Consider the following 15,395-nt stretch of genomic DNA (forward strand, 5'->3'; position numbering starts at 1 on the left):
TTATTTAACACCCAACATATTGGGTTATTTTTTTTAAAAATATATGGAACAAATTACTTATTTAGAAACAACACAATTCGATTTGGATTTTATTAATCACGTAAGAAACATTCGCAAAGCAAAAAAACTAAGCAAAGATCAGCTTAGCCTAAAAATGGGTTTGGCCAAAAGTTTTGTTAGTAATGTGGAGTCATTAACACAGCGACATAAATATTCTACTCGTCATATAACATTACTTTGTAAAGCCTTTGATTTTAAAAATATTTCAGATTTAATGAATTTTCCTACTCCTAAGAATGATAAAATTAAAGTTACAATTAGACAGAAGATGAATGATACAAATACAAAAGTGGTTAGTAGTGAGGTAGTAAAAATCGAAGTTATTTAAAGTTAATGAAAAATAATACGGATAACTAATGAACATATATACATACTCTGGAAATATTGAGCATCTAAAAGCTTTTGATAAGGATTATCAATTAAAAAGTATGTATACTCCTCCAATAAATAATCAAAGGCGTCCTCTAAAAAAAATATCAGAAAGAATCTGTCGCTTCTGTGGTAAAAAGTCCGATGCAACAACCTTTAAAAGCAAGCCTCACATTATTTCAAGATTATTTGGAAATAATTCTGGGGTGTCAGATTACGAATGTGATAAGTGTAACAATCATTTCTCAGGTTTCGAAAGTGATATGGCAAATTTTTTAGGTTTGAATAGAAGTGTTAATGCCTTAGGAGCACAAACTCCTCCAACATTTAAATCATACGATGGTAATATTGTAGCTAAAAAAAATAGTTTTAATGGTTTTCATGGCATTGATATAGAATCAAATAAACAAGGGGTAATTAAAAAAAATTAGATGGAGGTATTATAGAATTTAACGTTATACATAATCCTTATATACCGATTAACATTTTTAAATGTTTACTGAAAATTGCCTTGACTGTAATTCCTGATGTTGAAGTAGACAACTATAAATTCTGTTTTGATTTTCTGATGAGAAATAACAATGAGGCTTATTTTGTACAGCATGCCAAACAGATTCATAGGGGGGCATCTGGTTTTAATGTAAAATTTCCCTATGTATTAATTTTCAAAAAAAGAAATTTAGAAAGTAAATTGCCTTCTCACTGGATTAAACTTTATTACCAAGATTCGTACATTCAGTTTTACATACCTTGCCATAAAGAAGATGAAGTTTTACTTCAGGGTGAAGAATTAATTTATTCACTTTGCCCACCATTAATTTTCGCTGAAACACAGCCACAAGGAATTGCAAAGTATTATGAAAAGTTAGATCTATCTTCAAATGTTATGACTAAGGGAAAGACTTCAAAACTCAATTTAACTTTTGATGAAAATCTTTCAAGGGAAGGGAGTAACAACAATCAGGAAACACACAATTCTGATAATTTTAATTCAGATGAAATTATAAAAGTTTTTCTTACCAAAAATTCAGGTTTATTAGAAGAATAAGACCGGCTCATATTATTACTGTGTGTTACCTTGCATATTAGTAAAACACAATTCTTTTATTTTGCCAAATTTAAATATTCTGGTTGCGTTATTGTCGCGACAAACTTTTTTCATATTGAGAGGAAACCGTAATTTTCTAACAATATCTTTTGTATATTGAGGTCTAAAGTGATGGAGAATATCAATATCGAAAAACACAAGTTGATTGTTTAAAGGTTATCCTTTTAGGTAATCAGAATAGCTTGCAAAATTCTAATTTTCTACATTTTATCAACGAATATTTTAAAAACATCCAAAATCGACTTAGATATATGAAAACATTAGCAATTATAATTGGCAATAACAACTACTTTAAAGGAAATGAATTAACTAACGGAGAAAATGATGCAAATCAAATTGCTGGAATCTTTAAAGATTACAATTATGAGGTAAAATTATATCTAAATATCGATCAAAAAAACATAGTTGAAATTTTACAAGAATATAGCGACTTACTAAAAGATTTTGATGCATCTATTTTTTATTTTGCAGGTCACGGATTCGAAGTAGATGGAGAGAATTTTTTGGCGAGTATCGATTCGCAAATTCCTCCTGAAAATAAATATGTGGCAAAACAAAATTGTATTACTTTAAATGATTTATTTGACATATACAGGCAAAATCCTACTAAATTAAACATAGTGATATTAGATGCTTGCAGAAGATCATTTGGTCGCGGGACTGCACTTGGATTTAGTCCAATTATAGCTCCTAAAGGATCACTAATAGCATTTTCAACATCTCCAAATGAAGGTGCTTTAGATGTCGGATATGAGAATAATAGTATTTATACGGGCTCACTAATAAAGCACCTCTCGTCCGAAAGGATAGCTGTCGAAGATCTATTTAAATCTGTAAGAAAGACAGTTTTTGCATTGTCAGGAGGAAGACAAACAACTTGGGAACACACCTCATTAATTGGTGATTTTTACTTTTACAAACATCAAAAGCTAAATATTTTAAGCCTACCTTATAATCCGAATGTTTTGAAAGATGAAAATTATTATGAAGATTCAGAATTTTACAAAAAAATTAAAGAACTAAAGACCTACAATTGGTACAAACAAAATCCTGCAATTGATTATTTAATAACAATACCAGTAAGTCAATTAGATAAGGACCAAATGTTCATTTTAGGAAGAAATTTATTACAATGCGCTATTGGTGGGGCAAATTCCGCTATGACATTTTTTGAAAATCTTAATAGGTCACTACTAGATTTTCAAATAAACTCCGAGAATCATATTCTAAATGGAATTCTATTTGAAATGTATTACGACAGCAAAGGTGAATTCAGATTTAATAATTTTAAAGGAAATTATAGAGAAGAAATTTTTAAATTAAGAGATAATCCAGCATTCAATCAATCATTCGATTTCATAAATGGTATTTTAATTCAACAGGATTACTCTGTATTATTTTTACCAAATTCGCAGACAATAAATATTGAAATTAAATGCAGCCAAAAAACAACAAACGATGGTTTTGGAGATAGAATAGTCCAGGTGATCGAATCAATAATCTTTAACGGAAATGATATTAAAAAAGAAATATCGAAGTATTATATTGATGGGTATAATGAAAATGGATTAAAGACAGTCCTAGCCAAATATCTTAATGCGCCAGTTGAATCGATAAGAATTAATTCGAATTTTGAACTTAGATACATTAGATTTATTATATAAAAAACACATTAAAATAGTTTAAAATTATTTTATCTAAATCATTGAAGATGCTTAAAGCCGGAAAATGAAAACCCAACTACCTGCATAAAAATAGAATATGAATATTGAAAAATACAAAGAAAATGCCCTGAAAATATTATTTCCAATAAAGCAAGTCGATGATAATACAAAAGCAAACGAAAAACTATTATTTTTTGCTGAAAGAAGTGATGCAGGAAGGGAGATACAGGATTACTACTTAGTTTATTTTCTATTTGTAAATTTATTAGGTTTCAAAGACACAGGAAGATCTGAAAAGCTGGCTTGGTCTATTCCAATTGATTTTAATGGTAAAGCATTTCTGATTGAACACAGGAAAATGGGAGTTGGGGTTTTTATTCAAAATAAGGAAGATGAAGAAGATGCGAAAATAATTACTAAGAAAATTAACGGTGCGATAAAATCTTCAAGACCATATTTTAACCACTTGGCAGCAGAGGCTATCAAGAGTTCCGAAATAAATATTGTAAATAATAATGGATATTTATTTGAACGATTTAACTATTTTCTAAATCTATATAAATCAGAAAATAAGAAACTAGAAAAATTATCTAAAGAAAGGATTTCTATTGATGGCACTTTTGTTCTAGGTTCCAAAAATTACTACAAGATACGGCAAAGCACAAAATGGTTAGCAATTTCAACTATTGAATCATTTTTTAGCTGGACAGAACATCTATTTATTCATCTTGCTATCCTTACACAAAAAATAAAAACAGGGGAAGAAGTCACAAAATTAATCGATGCCGAATGGAAAACTAAATTCAATACTGTCATATCTGACGATATGTTAAAGGAATATTATATTGAATTACTGATGATAAGGAATCAGGTAAGGAACTTTGTTGCTCACGGTGCATTTGGAAAAGACGGCAATGCATTCCACTTTCATTCCGGAGCCGGTGCTGTACCAGTAATGATGAACTTTAATAAGACTAAAAATAGGTTTTCTTTTCAAGGCACACTGGAATTTAAAGATAATGAAGTTATATGTTTGATAGAATCTTTTATCTCTGATATGAATAGCAGCAATTTAAAACCTGCACTCACATATACCCAAGGGCAAGGTTTGATCACAATATTACCTTATGCAAGCAATGGGATGTATGAATCTGCAATGCACGATAATGATATTATGGAAAAATTTTGTGATCATTTGCAGGGAATATTTGATAACTCAGCAAATATGGATTGGTAATCTAAATCTATAAATAAACTTACAAGCCAATGACAAAAATTGAAAGGGTAGAGCAATACTTACACGAATTTTTTACATATAATATTTTTGAGTTCAATGATTTTTATAGGAAGTTTATTACTAGAGACTCGTTGTAGTTTATCTCTTAAAAAAATATTGTGGAAAATTTCAATTTGAACGATTAATATCTCACAGATTTCCTACGATATAAAACCTACTTTATTTTTACAAATATTTTTAGATTATATTAATAATAAAACAGACTGAACTTGAATGATGCCGCAGACGGATCAGTCATCACTCTAACAGGATTTACTAATCTGGAAAACTTTATCAACAGCCTGATCTTATAGCAACATTCAATCATCGTAATTGCCCAGCACATAAAATAAAAGGCAGAGGATCTTCGGATCTTCTGCCTTTATTTCAGACCAAAAGAAAAGAATCTTCAGATCTTTCAATGTGAAAATTATTCTCAAGATAATATGTCATTGCTGTTATGGCATTAGATCCTGTCTCTGTGCGGTTTTTCCCATATTTCTTTGGAACATCCTGCTCGGTGAGGAAAGCAACTTTGTAAACCTTGTCTTTTTGTAAATGTCTTCCCTGAAAATAGATTTCCTGAATTCTGTAACCCGGCGGATTTTCAATGCGCATCAAAATTCTCAATCCGTTGCAACGCTTAACATAACCTCCCATTTGTTTCATCGGCTCTGCGGAAAAGGTCCGCTCCAGATTTTCTTCTAACATTTCAAAGATCTCTTTTCCAGTAAGCTCTGTGGTGGAAATAGGCGGATTCATCGGCACGATTTTGTATAAGTCCCAGAGGGTAATATTTCCGACATTTATAGGTGCACCATAGCGCCATCCGTTGGAAAAGGAGATCTCAACGTCCGTCGCAAAATTGACGGCAGACAGAAGAAAGTCATCCATAGTAGAAGACAGCGTGGAATAGCGGTGCAAAATATGTTCTGTCGTCCCCAATACTGTACTTTTCATTTCAGCAAAAGACTGTAGACTTTTTTCCACCAGATCTTTAACTTCTACATCTTCATCAATACTGTCGTCAGTTTCAATGATCTTGTAATCAAAATGTGTAATCATTCCATTTTGACATCAAGCTTTAGATTTCCTACAAATGATCCGTGGCAGCCACATTGGATGATAATGCAGTTTCCTGCTTTTTCTGCTTCGTACATCCTGTTATGGGTGTGTGCACTGAGACAAATATCGATTCCTTCCACTTTTTTGAGCAGTTCGATATCTTGCGGATAACCATTGTGCGACAAAAGAATAATAATGTCCACAGCATCCTCTCTTAATTCTCTGACGCATTGATTCGTCTCTTCAATTCCATCGGTCACCGTTATGCCTTCACTGAACTTCTCCGGCATTGTCTTATCGATAATATTGGAACAGATCCCGATTATACCAATTTTGAGTCCTCCAATTTCAGATATTTTGTAAGGTAGTAGAAATCGTTTTCCCTGCTCATCAAAAACATTGCAGCCCAAGACGGGATAATTGAGCTGGCTTTCCAGTTTTAACAGATGTCTTGGTGTATAGGCAAAGTCCCAGTGTCCTACCATTGCATCAAATCCAAGTTGGTTAAGTATGGGAATCAAGACCTCTCCTTTCGACTGTACCACCGGAACTGTTCCGTGAAACGTATCCCCTCCGTCAAAGAGCAATGCGTTCGGATTTTCTGCCCTGATCTTTTTGAAGATGGTCTGAATTCTGGCATAACCTCCTGCACTTTTAACATATTCTTTCTGATAGTCATAAAACAGCTCTGGATGGGGTTCCATATAGCCGTGCACATCGTTGATGAATCCTATTGATAATTTCATAATTTCCAATTTTAGGGTTTAACTATTGCCCATCCTTCATCCTGTCTCAAAATCATTTCCCCGTTTCCGCTGGGGGTGTAATTTACAAACTCAAATAATTCGGACTTTTCGATCTTTTTTTCACGAAGGGTATTTTCGCACTGTACCATCACTACCCCCTTATCTTGCAGACCTGTAAGAAGTTCCCCGTAGGGGTTTTTCTTTCTGAACATTTCCACTCCGCCCCCAAAGGCCAGCAGTTCGACCTTCAGTTTGCCTTTCAGCCTGGGATCTTCCATCGCGTTATTGATATTTCTGATAATGACTCTGATTTTCTGGTCATCACCTTCATTGATCACATACAAAGCCTTGTACTCCTTATTAATAGATTTTGCAGGTTCGTAAACTGTTGCCTTTTGCGCAAAACCCATAAACCCTGTCAGGAAAACTGAGAAGGTCAATATCTTAATTAAGTTTTTCATTATTTTTCATTTAAAAGTTGATTGATTTCTTGATAGAATGATTCTTTGCTGTAGTCTGCCATTCCCGCATGATGCATCCTAATTTTTCCTGATCTGTCCAAAACGACGGTCGTAGGAAGTGAACCATTAAAAAAAGCAGTTGGAATCGAACCTTCTGCAACTAAAAACGGAACAGTGAATTGTTCTTTTTCAAGATACATCTTACCCAAGGCGGTCTGCTCATCCAGATTGACTGTAAGAAAAACAAGATCTTTATTGGATTTAAATCGGACGTAGAATGTCTGAATCGAAGGGAATTCCGCACGGCAAGGCGGGCACCAGGACGCCCAGAAGTTAATAAATACCACTTTTCCCTTGAGGTCAGAAGTATTGATGATCTCACCTTTATCATTTCTGACACTGAAGTTTTCAGTACTGGACAAAGGAGTCGACTCAACGGCCGGCTCTGTTTCCTTTTCTTCAATCTTTGAGTTCATAAGACCGGTAGAGATGATCTGGCGCATCAGCCAGGCTTTTGCATCGGGACTCACAAGCAACACGATGAATATTGACACCAAAAGTGCCGTACTCCAGTTCTTCCGAAGCCATATTTTAAATTTTTCCATTGTTCTTATTTTAATAAATTATTGTCCGGTTAACTTTTTCAGCGCTTCATAAATCTCAGGTCGGTCAAAATCTTGCCCTCCCTGCATCTGTGCTTCGAGTTCTCCTTTTTTATTAAAGATCAAAGTCGTCGGAATTGCTCCCTGAAAGTACTGCGAAGGAATAGTGTCTGCTGCTACATACACCGGAAGATCGTAGTTTTTATCCTTCATAAATTTCTTAGACTTTGTCAGGTTGGCTTCCACATTGAGAAGGACAAAAACGATATTGTCATTTCCCTTGAATTTGTCTTTCAGGTCTCTGATGCTCGGCATTTCTTCGACACAAGGCCTGCACCATGTGGCCCAGAAATTTACAAAGACCACCTTCCCTTTCAGTTCACTCAAAGCAATTTTCTTTCCGTTCTCATCGATTAAGATGATATCCTCATTATCATTTACATTATTTTGTGGGATGGGCCCATCCTGATTCTCAACTCTTGATTGCATCGCACTCAAAGAAAAAGAAAACAGGGTCATCATAAGAATGAAAATAGGTGTTTTAAATTTTAAGGTCGTTATCATTATTTATTTTTTTTTGGGGTTGATATCTTTCCTTCCTCAATTTCTTCGGAAGGTTTTACTAGAACTTTGTCATGGCCGAATAGTGCACCAAAGACCTCGGTCATTTTTTCGTAGGTGATTCCTTCTTTCACAGCAACTCTGCTTACCGTATTATCATTGAAGGTCATCACAAAGGTTCCGGATTGAGTCTGCAGAATACTTTTCGTGGGTACAAAAAATGTAGGTGCACTTCTTTTCAGATTGAGCTGGACCTGTGCATATTCCCCCCCTTTTAAGACAGTGCCCGGATTTGGAACGTCAAACTCAAGGGTCATCGAACGGTTTTCCTGACTGATAACACCGGAATTCCTTGAAAGATGCGCTTCAAAATTTTTTCCCGGGATAGAGTTGACCGTAAATTGCGCCACTATCCCCTCATTGACACTTGATGCATGTTTTTCAGGAAGAGATACCGTCAGTCTCAGCTTATTTTTCTGAGCAATACTGAAAAGAGCCATTCCTGAATTGGGACCAACCAAGGCTCCTACCGACAGATTCCTATCCATTATCACACCACTGAAAGGTGCCGTGATCCTAAGGTACTGATTCATCTGTGAAGACCTACCGGTGCCCGCTTTTGATGCCTCGTATGTTGCTTTGGAACTCTGCATAATGCTTTTAGCCCTATCCAGTTCTATGTCGGCAACAGCTCCTTTTGTACTGGCCGCGTCCTGCAATCGCTCAAAAGCCTGTTTAGCATAAAGATAGTCGGTGTATGTTTTCTGCTGTGAAGATTTATCGGATAGGTAATCCTGATTCATTTCTGGTGCTTCCAGAACTGCAAGAAGCTGACCTTTGGTCACAACTGAACCTCTGTCAACATAAATTTTCTTGATAAATCCGGCAACCTTCGCAAAGATCTGCACCGATTCATAAGGTTTCAGTTCGCCTGGAACGGAAATCTGATAAGTGGGATTTATCAGCTTGATTTCTGTGGTCACGAAAGACCGAGCAGGCTGAACTGTTTTTTTTGTTTCATTTTTACTTTCCTTTTCGCCCGAGCAGGAAGCCATTCCCAAAAGAACGACCGGAATGAAGATGTATTTTATTTTATTGATGATTTTCATTATTTTTTAATTATTTAAGATTGTACGAAAAATTTACTTTCCTCATCTTCCGGATCCAAGGAAGGATTTGAATGTCCTGCATTGGACATTACTGCTGCAAAAAAATGCGGAACCAAAAGCAGAATGGTAAGAGTGGATGCGATGATACCACCGATAACAGCTCTACCAAGTGGAGCAACCTGCTCAGAACCTTCCCCGATACCGATTGCCATAGGAATCATCCCGGCAAGCATCGCCAAAGCGGTCATCAGTACAGGGCGGAGTCTGGACGCCGCTGCCATTCTCGCAGAATGAAGCGCACTGATATGGTAATGTTTACGGTAGTACTCTGCCTGATTGATAAGTAATACGGCATTTGAAACCGAAACACCGATGGACATAATCATCCCCATATATGACTGGAGGTTGAGCGTACTGCCGGTAATGAAAATCAAAACAAGACTTCCCACGATCACGGAAGGAATCACGGAAAGAACAACAAAAGGTACTTTAAATGACTGATAATAAGCAGAAAGCATTAGGAATATCGCTAGTACTGCCGCCAAAAGTCCCATTGCAAGACTGTCGAGTGTATCATCCAGTAGCTGCAGTGTGCCTTCTGTCCAGACAGAAACACTTTTTGGAGGTTTTCCGGTCTCACTGATGGCATTTTTTACCGCTTTGGAAGCAGAGCCCAGGTCTTTTCCGTACACATTTCCGATAATTGTTACATATCTCATAGGTCCCTTTCGGTTGACCTGTGCAGGTGCGGTCGTTTTTTTAACTGTAGCGATATCTTCAAGAACGGGTCTCGGGCTGTCTTTTTTCAGTGGAAGTGATTTCAGGATCTCTTCAGAGTTCATTATACTTTCTGGAATCTGGACCTGTGTCTGAAAGACAAGTCCTGATTTTGGGTCGACCCAGAGGTTCTTGTCGGTGTAGCGGGTTGAAGAGGTAGCGGTCACAAGACTGCGTGTCACATCCTGCATCGTCAGTCCGAACTGCGCAGCGAGATTTCGGTCTACGTTGATCTGTAACGTCGGATATTGAAGTGGCTCTGCAATGCGGACGTCTCGCAGGAAATCGTTGCTTTTCAGCTTTTCCTCTATTTTTTTTGCGTGAGATGCCGCCAGTTTCAGATTCGGAGATCCTACCTTGATTTCTATCGGGGTCATCGATCCCTGTCCAATAATTTTTTCGGTAAGTTCCATCGGTTCAAAATTGATTTGTGCTTCAGGATGCTTTTCAGCAATCTTCTTGCGGATCTTTTCTTTCAGATCTTCCATAGACCCTGAAAAGATCTCCTTATTTACAGAAACCTGCAAAACAGACTGGTGTGTTCCGTTGGTGAAAAGAAATATGGGATTGATCGGCGTTGCTGCCGGATGTAAACCGACATAGGCCGAACTGATGCTGACCGCATTTTCCGGCAAAATACCTTCAATATCTTTGAGAATATCCTTCACCAGCTTTTCAGTTTTCTCCAGACGGCTTCCCTGTGGCGCATCAATTCTCATCTGAAAATCACCGCTGTTGGAAAGAGGCATAATATCGGTTCCCAATGAGCGCATCATTAAAAATATTAAAAGGCCCGAGAAAATGATATAGGCCGAAAACAATACCAAAGTCCTTCCCGACCATTTTCTCATTTTGTGACTGTAGCCCGTTCTGAATCGATAGAAAAAACTCCTGTTTTTAACATAATGCTTCTCAATATGCTTATTCTTCATCATCCAGTTAGCCAGGATCGGAACGAAGGTCTGGGATGCCAGAAAGGAAGCTATCATTGCGAATGCAACTGCAAAAGAAAGCGGAAGAAACATATCTTTTGGAATGCCCGTCATAATGAAGGCAGGCGTAAGAACGGCCAGAATACATAATAATATCAGCACCTTCGGAATGGAAATTTCAAGTACTGCATCAAGAATGGCTTTGGGTTTGGTTTTCCTCATTTCCATATGCTGGTGGATATTCTCGATCGTGACCGTAGCTTCATCTACCAAAATTCCGATGGATAGGGCTAACCCACTCAAGGTCATTATATTAATAGTATATCCTGCAAAATAGAGCACACAGACGGCTGTTAATATTGCTATGGGAATTGTAAAGACCACGATCAGTGCACCTCGAAGGTCACCAAGGAAAAGAATAATGACCAGTCCTGTAAAAAGTGCACCCAAAAGTCCTTCATGAATTAGATTTGAAAGGGAACGTTCAATATATTTTGACTGGTCAAATTCATAACTCACCTTCGCATCATCCGGAAGCTGATCTCTCAGTTTTGGCATTGCTTTTTTTAGATTTTCAACTGCTGTCAGTGTTGAAGCATCTGATTTTTTGATCACCGGGAGATACACAGAGCGTTTCCCATTGACCAATGCATATCCAGATGTCTGGTCAGCTCCATCCTGAACATTGGCTACATCACCCACGTAAAGAGTTCTACCGTCTTGGGTCTTTATCGGGATTTTAAGAAACTCCGCAGGATCTTTGGCTATGGAATTGATCGGTGCCATATAATTCGTTTCGCCCATTCTGATATTTCCTGCTGGCGAAGGATGGCTGCTTTTTGTGATCGCCAAAGTAATTTCTTCCGGACTTAGTCCGTTACTCTGCATTGCAGCCGGGTCAATATTTACAACGATCGAACGGATGTTACCCCCAAAAGGTGCCGGAGCCGTAATACCGGGAATCTCAACAAACATCGGCCGGATTTTGGTTAGGACCATTGTCTGAAGCTCTGTTACAGAGTGATTGTCACTTTCAAAGACAAGTTGACCGACCGGGAGTGAATTACCGTCAAACCGCACAACCATAGGCGGTACTGCACCGGGTGGTAAAAATCCCATTGCCCGTGAAACCTGCGTGGAAACCTCACCTGCAGCCTGCGCCATATCGGTGCCTGGATAAAAGGTCAGTTTCATTAAGGTCAGTCCCTGAACACTTTTGAAATCAATATTCTTGACACCATTCACAAAGAGTAAAACTTTTTGAAATTCATTGGACATAAAACCATCCATATATTGAGGTGAAAGCCCTCCGTAAGGCATCGCAATATACATTGACGGCAACTCTACCTCCGGGAAAATATCTACTTTTATTTTTTTTATAGCTGTAAGCGAAAGCACAATGACCGACAGGAAAACGACCATGACGGCAATGGGCTTTCTGAGCGCAAAACGTATTAAATTCATTCTAAAATTTTAAAGTTGGGTAAATAAATAATCAAAATCGCCGGTGAGTTCAGCCTTTGCTATGACCTGCTCCCAGAATTCTTTTGCGGCATCGATCTGACTTTTTTCTGCATTTTCAAGAATCTGACGGATCTGTAACAGTTCAGTGAGGGTAATAAGACCACTCTTGTATCTTGCTACATACATTTCGTAGGCATCTGATGCGCCTTTCACAGAAGCACTTTCTTTCTTAAGTTGTTTTTGCTGTTCTACAATCCTGCTTTCAAGGGCTTTAATCTCAGTCTGCATTGATAGCTGATACTGGTTTTCGAGATAACCCAGACGTTCCGCTTCTTTTGACAGCATATTGGCTTTTTGCCTGTTCGTATGAAGACTGCTGATATTCCACGTCAATCCAAGTCCAACAAGAGCATTGTTGGCAGAATTGGAGAAACCATCGGTAAATTTCCCTGAGACATTGCCATATGGATCGGATCCTGAACCTCTGTAAGCATAACCTCCCAAGATCTTAAGCGACGGAAGTGATGATCTTCTCTCTGTTTCCGCTTTGGTCTGATAGTATTCGGACTCCTGATGGATGGACTTTAAAAAAGGATGTGATGGATTAACCTTCTCACTGTTAAAAGAATTTATTTCAGGGTCAAGAAAATGACTGACCTGGTAATCCTCTACTTTAAAATTATCAATGTAAAATTCCTTAAGTTTTTCTGTGGCTGCCTGCTGCTTTCCAAACCAATTATCTTGCATTGCCAATGCCTGAACGTACGATGAATAGGTAAGTACAGAATCTGCTTCCGGTTTGAGACCGGCACGCGAAAGGGCTTTGCTTGAACTGTGGATTTCTTCGAGCCTCGTCGAGTTTCTCTCTGCCCATCTGAGCTTGGCGCCATTAAAGACATAGTCAAGATAACGTTGTGATAGCAATTTTTTGAGCCTCAGCAAATAGGATTCTTTATCTGTCCTGAGCTTTTGTGTGAACTCATTTGCTGATCTTTCCTCGGATCTCTGACGCCCGAAGTTGTAGATCTCGTACTCCGCAATGGCTGAGCCGAAATTGTTTGAGGATAAAGAGGAGCCCGAATTCCTGTTTCCGGAAACATTAAAAAAACCGGACTGTGGGAAAAAACCACCACTGCTTCCCTCTAATGTTCCGTAGGTATTTTGATATTGAAGCTTTACCTGTGGTAATGCCTTGGATTTTACTGTCTCTTCGTTATATTCTGAAGATTCTATTGCAGACTCGGCTGCACGGATCCCTGAATAGTTTTTTTGTGTTTCTGTCCATATTTTACCCAAAAGTGATTCTTGCTGGGCATAAAGGACAGACTTCTGAGTAATCAGCCCAAAAATAAGGACTGAAAGACTTTTTCTTATCATTGTATGAAAGATTAACAGTTACCGAAATGATTCCGATAAGGATTAATAAAAATTTAAAATCAATCGTTTGAGTCTCTACAAGAAGAGACCAATTAAATTTTAAATCAAATGATAAGTTTGCGGTATTGTATGAAGATGGGAACCGTAATTCCAATTTTGGAAGTACTGTAAAATGGATGTTCTCTAAGATTTATAAACAGAAATGCCCCTGCAAATAGAATGAATGTAAATGCAGCAAGCTCCTGAAATTCCGCCACTGAAAAATGGGTATCATTTTTAGCGGTAATTTCTCTTTCCTTGCAAAAGTTGCAGACAGAGGCCGTGGTTGTGTTGGTGGTAAATTTCTCCTTTGGTGCGGAGGTATGACTTTTAGCGGAAGGCTGCAGACTGAGTAGGTTTTTGATACCGTATTTTACAGCGCAGGAAGAAATTAAAATACATATAATGAAAAACATTGCAATAACGCTTTTCATTATATGATTGGTATTTAATTTCTGATAAGTCATTCCTGCAAATATAAATTTTTAATTACTAAGGTCAAAAACATTAACAGAATTTATATGAAATACATTATTGTGCAATCTTGTTTTTCACTTCCTGCTCTGTTGCAAAACCTAAATTATCCCAGACTAATTTATCGTTTTTATACAGCTTCAGGACCGGTAGTGCAGAAACATTCAGTTCTTTGCAGAGTTCTGTATTTGCATCTGCATCTATTCTTAAAATTTTCACCTTATCCGGCATTTCAGCAGCCATCTTTTTAAGGTAAGGCTCCATCTTTTTGCAGGGAGCGCACCATTCTGCATAAAAATCCACCAGAACGGGAGTATTGCTTTTCAACATTTCCTTATACTGGGCAAGACTAATTCCTGTAGCAGTTGATGCTTTGATCTCCGGAAGCTCAGCGTTCCTCCACTTCATCATTCCTCCCTGCATTTCATATACATTTTTAAAACCGATTTCCTGAAGTTTTGCAGCGGCGGCCGTACTTCTGGGTCCGCTCATACAATACACAAATACAGGTTTATCCTTATCGAGCGCTTTTGCTTTCTCTGTGAAGTCATCTGCATTCCAGTCGATGTTCATTGCACTTTTAAGATGACCGTTACGAAATTCTCCAGGTGTTCTTACATCAACCAATTGTGCATCTTTGGTCTGGTCCAATTTTTTAGAAAATTCTTTGGCAGGAAGACTGCTCTCGCTTTTGTTACTCTGAGCTTTTCCGCATCCTGTAATTGCGATGAGAAAAAATACAACGATTAGGTTTTTATACATTTTAAAGGTTTTGCTTGATTAATCTTTCCAGTTCATCCGCCTGAAAAACACCGGATTGTTTCCATTTTACTTCTCCATTTTTCAAGATCATCAAAGTAGGAACACTTCGGATTCCGAATTGCGAGGCAACCGCCTGGTTTTTGTCGATGTCAATTTTAACAATGCTTGCTACATCACCAATATTCTTTTTGAGATCCTGAAGAATAGGCGCCTGCATTTTGCATGGACCGCACCATTCTGCAAAGAAATCTACCAATACGGGTTTCTCCTGACTGATTAGTTCCTGAAATTTATTCATTTTTCAGATTTTATTTGATTTCTTCATATTCAACCTTATCCCCATTTTTTTTTGAATTTCTTGTTGGGACAGAACAGTTTCCCGCAGCACAACAGCCGATATTGAATAGTGGCATTACAACAAAAACCATTCCGACAGCCACCAAAATCCACATTCCAGATTGTGTGGCTTCTACAACAAGGAAAATTCCCATTGCCAGACGAAGCAACCTTACAAAGTTCCAGTTTTTAAATAAATTATCCATACTTTTC

General features: G+C 37.6%; 17 protein-coding genes. 5 read left to right on the forward strand and 12 right to left on the reverse strand.

Annotation, left to right across the window (positions count from 1 at the left end; translation table 11 throughout):
* Nucleotides 1–43: 43 nt before the first annotated feature.
* From BMW39_RS12955 to BMW39_RS12975, 5 genes are all read left to right on the forward strand, one after another.
* Complete coding sequence (locus BMW39_RS12955) at nt 44–388, forward strand: helix-turn-helix domain-containing protein (RefSeq protein ID WP_034741419.1); 345 nt, start codon at nt 44–46, stop codon at nt 386–388.
* A gap of 28 nt (nt 389–416) precedes the next feature.
* Nucleotides 417–860 (forward strand): HNH endonuclease, encoded by a 444-nt coding sequence (locus BMW39_RS12960; RefSeq protein WP_034741422.1) that lies wholly within the window; start codon nt 417–419, stop codon nt 858–860.
* An 80-nt stretch (nt 861–940) separates the two neighbouring features.
* Nucleotides 941–1,477 carry a hypothetical protein gene (locus BMW39_RS12965; protein WP_034741425.1) on the forward strand — a complete coding sequence of 179 codons (537 nt, stop codon included), beginning with the start codon at nt 941–943 and terminating at the stop codon, nt 1,475–1,477.
* 311 nt (nt 1,478–1,788) lie between these two features.
* Nucleotides 1,789–3,201: a caspase family protein gene (locus tag BMW39_RS12970; protein WP_034741428.1), complete on the forward strand. Its 1,413-nt coding sequence runs from the start codon at nt 1,789–1,791 to the stop codon at nt 3,199–3,201.
* Between the two features lie 97 nt (nt 3,202–3,298).
* Nucleotides 3,299–4,438, forward strand: coding sequence for a hypothetical protein (locus BMW39_RS12975; RefSeq protein ID WP_034976031.1), 1,140 nt, complete (start codon nt 3,299–3,301; stop codon nt 4,436–4,438).
* A gap of 426 nt (nt 4,439–4,864) precedes the next feature.
* Here the strand turns inward: BMW39_RS12975 and BMW39_RS19510 are convergent, their stop codons facing one another.
* The 12 genes from BMW39_RS19510 to BMW39_RS13030 form a co-directional block, all read right to left on the reverse strand.
* Entirely contained in the window at nt 4,865–5,542 is a 678-nt protein-coding gene (locus tag BMW39_RS19510) for a 5'-nucleotidase C-terminal domain-containing protein (RefSeq protein WP_228412860.1), read from the reverse strand.
* Nucleotides 5,539–6,288: a metallophosphoesterase gene (locus tag BMW39_RS19515; RefSeq protein WP_228412861.1), complete on the reverse strand. Its 750-nt coding sequence runs from the start codon at nt 6,286–6,288 to the stop codon at nt 5,539–5,541. Before BMW39_RS19515 ends, BMW39_RS19510 begins: the two co-directional genes overlap by 4 nt.
* Before the next feature lie 11 nt (nt 6,289–6,299).
* Nucleotides 6,300–6,749: a DsrE family protein gene (locus BMW39_RS12985; RefSeq protein WP_034741435.1), complete on the reverse strand. Its 450-nt coding sequence runs from the start codon at nt 6,747–6,749 to the stop codon at nt 6,300–6,302.
* On the reverse strand, nt 6,749–7,354 hold the full coding sequence (locus tag BMW39_RS12990) for a TlpA family protein disulfide reductase (protein ID WP_034976033.1): 606 nt from the start codon (nt 7,352–7,354) through the stop codon (nt 6,749–6,751). Before BMW39_RS12990 ends, BMW39_RS12985 begins: the two co-directional genes overlap by 1 nt.
* 18 nt (nt 7,355–7,372) lie before the next feature.
* Nucleotides 7,373–7,915 (reverse strand): TlpA family protein disulfide reductase, encoded by a 543-nt coding sequence (locus BMW39_RS12995; RefSeq protein ID WP_034741440.1) that lies wholly within the window; start codon nt 7,913–7,915, stop codon nt 7,373–7,375.
* Nucleotides 7,915–9,021, reverse strand: coding sequence for an efflux RND transporter periplasmic adaptor subunit (locus BMW39_RS13000; protein WP_042279168.1), 1,107 nt, complete (start codon nt 9,019–9,021; stop codon nt 7,915–7,917). Before BMW39_RS13000 ends, BMW39_RS12995 begins: the two co-directional genes overlap by 1 nt.
* A gap of 14 nt (nt 9,022–9,035) precedes the next feature.
* Nucleotides 9,036–12,194 (reverse strand): efflux RND transporter permease subunit, encoded by a 3,159-nt coding sequence (locus BMW39_RS13005; protein ID WP_034976035.1) that lies wholly within the window; start codon nt 12,192–12,194, stop codon nt 9,036–9,038.
* Between the two features lie 9 nt (nt 12,195–12,203).
* The gene (locus tag BMW39_RS13010; protein WP_034976037.1) at nt 12,204–13,571 is read right to left on the reverse strand and encodes a TolC family protein; all 1,368 of its coding nucleotides are present in this window, start codon (nt 13,569–13,571) and stop codon (nt 12,204–12,206) included.
* A 104-nt stretch (nt 13,572–13,675) separates the two neighbouring features.
* The gene (locus tag BMW39_RS13015; RefSeq protein ID WP_165569346.1) at nt 13,676–14,026 is read right to left on the reverse strand and encodes a hypothetical protein; all 351 of its coding nucleotides are present in this window, start codon (nt 14,024–14,026) and stop codon (nt 13,676–13,678) included.
* Between the two features lie 115 nt (nt 14,027–14,141).
* Nucleotides 14,142–14,846, reverse strand: coding sequence for a thioredoxin domain-containing protein (locus BMW39_RS13020; RefSeq protein WP_034741451.1), 705 nt, complete (start codon nt 14,844–14,846; stop codon nt 14,142–14,144).
* A 1-nt stretch (nt 14,847) separates the two neighbouring features.
* Nucleotides 14,848–15,144 carry a thioredoxin gene (gene trxA, locus BMW39_RS13025; RefSeq protein WP_034976039.1) on the reverse strand — a complete coding sequence of 99 codons (297 nt, stop codon included), beginning with the start codon at nt 15,142–15,144 and terminating at the stop codon, nt 14,848–14,850.
* Between the two features lie 10 nt (nt 15,145–15,154).
* On the reverse strand, nt 15,155–15,388 hold the full coding sequence (locus BMW39_RS13030; RefSeq protein WP_034741459.1) for a hypothetical protein: 234 nt from the start codon (nt 15,386–15,388) through the stop codon (nt 15,155–15,157).
* Nucleotides 15,389–15,395: the final 7 nt, after the last annotated feature.

This window comes from Epilithonimonas lactis (assembly GCF_900110605.1).
In the GTDB taxonomy this organism is placed as follows: domain Bacteria; phylum Bacteroidota; class Bacteroidia; order Flavobacteriales; family Weeksellaceae; genus Epilithonimonas; species Epilithonimonas lactis.

Excerpts from the sequence above, each read along its gene's own strand:
- BMW39_RS12990 (WP_034976033.1), bottom strand. The coding sequence starts at position 7,354 with ATGGAAAAATTTAAAATATGGCTTCGGAAGAACTGGAGTACGGCACTT.
- BMW39_RS13020 (WP_034741451.1), bottom strand. The coding sequence starts at position 14,846 with ATGTATAAAAACCTAATCGTTGTATTTTTTCTCATCGCAATTACAGGA.
- BMW39_RS19510 (WP_228412860.1), bottom strand. The coding sequence starts at position 5,542 with ATGATTACACATTTTGATTACAAGATCATTGAAACTGACGACAGTATT.
- BMW39_RS13015 (WP_165569346.1), bottom strand. The coding sequence starts at position 14,026 with ATGTTTTTCATTATATGTATTTTAATTTCTTCCTGCGCTGTAAAATAC.
- BMW39_RS12975 (WP_034976031.1), top strand. The coding sequence starts at position 3,299 with ATGAATATTGAAAAATACAAAGAAAATGCCCTGAAAATATTATTTCCA.
- trxA (WP_034976039.1), bottom strand. The coding sequence starts at position 15,144 with ATGAATAAATTTCAGGAACTAATCAGTCAGGAGAAACCCGTATTGGTA.
- BMW39_RS12995 (WP_034741440.1), bottom strand. The coding sequence starts at position 7,915 with ATGATAACGACCTTAAAATTTAAAACACCTATTTTCATTCTTATGATG.
- BMW39_RS12960 (WP_034741422.1), top strand. The coding sequence starts at position 417 with ATGAACATATATACATACTCTGGAAATATTGAGCATCTAAAAGCTTTT.
- BMW39_RS19515 (WP_228412861.1), bottom strand. The coding sequence starts at position 6,288 with ATGAAATTATCAATAGGATTCATCAACGATGTGCACGGCTATATGGAA.
- BMW39_RS13010 (WP_034976037.1), bottom strand. The coding sequence starts at position 13,571 with ATGATAAGAAAAAGTCTTTCAGTCCTTATTTTTGGGCTGATTACTCAG.
- BMW39_RS12955 (WP_034741419.1), top strand. The coding sequence starts at position 44 with ATGGAACAAATTACTTATTTAGAAACAACACAATTCGATTTGGATTTT.
- BMW39_RS13005 (WP_034976035.1), bottom strand. The coding sequence starts at position 12,194 with ATGAATTTAATACGTTTTGCGCTCAGAAAGCCCATTGCCGTCATGGTC.
- BMW39_RS13000 (WP_042279168.1), bottom strand. The coding sequence starts at position 9,021 with ATGAAAATCATCAATAAAATAAAATACATCTTCATTCCGGTCGTTCTT.
- BMW39_RS12970 (WP_034741428.1), top strand. The coding sequence starts at position 1,789 with ATGAAAACATTAGCAATTATAATTGGCAATAACAACTACTTTAAAGGA.
- BMW39_RS12985 (WP_034741435.1), bottom strand. The coding sequence starts at position 6,749 with ATGAAAAACTTAATTAAGATATTGACCTTCTCAGTTTTCCTGACAGGG.
- BMW39_RS13030 (WP_034741459.1), bottom strand. The coding sequence starts at position 15,388 with ATGGATAATTTATTTAAAAACTGGAACTTTGTAAGGTTGCTTCGTCTG.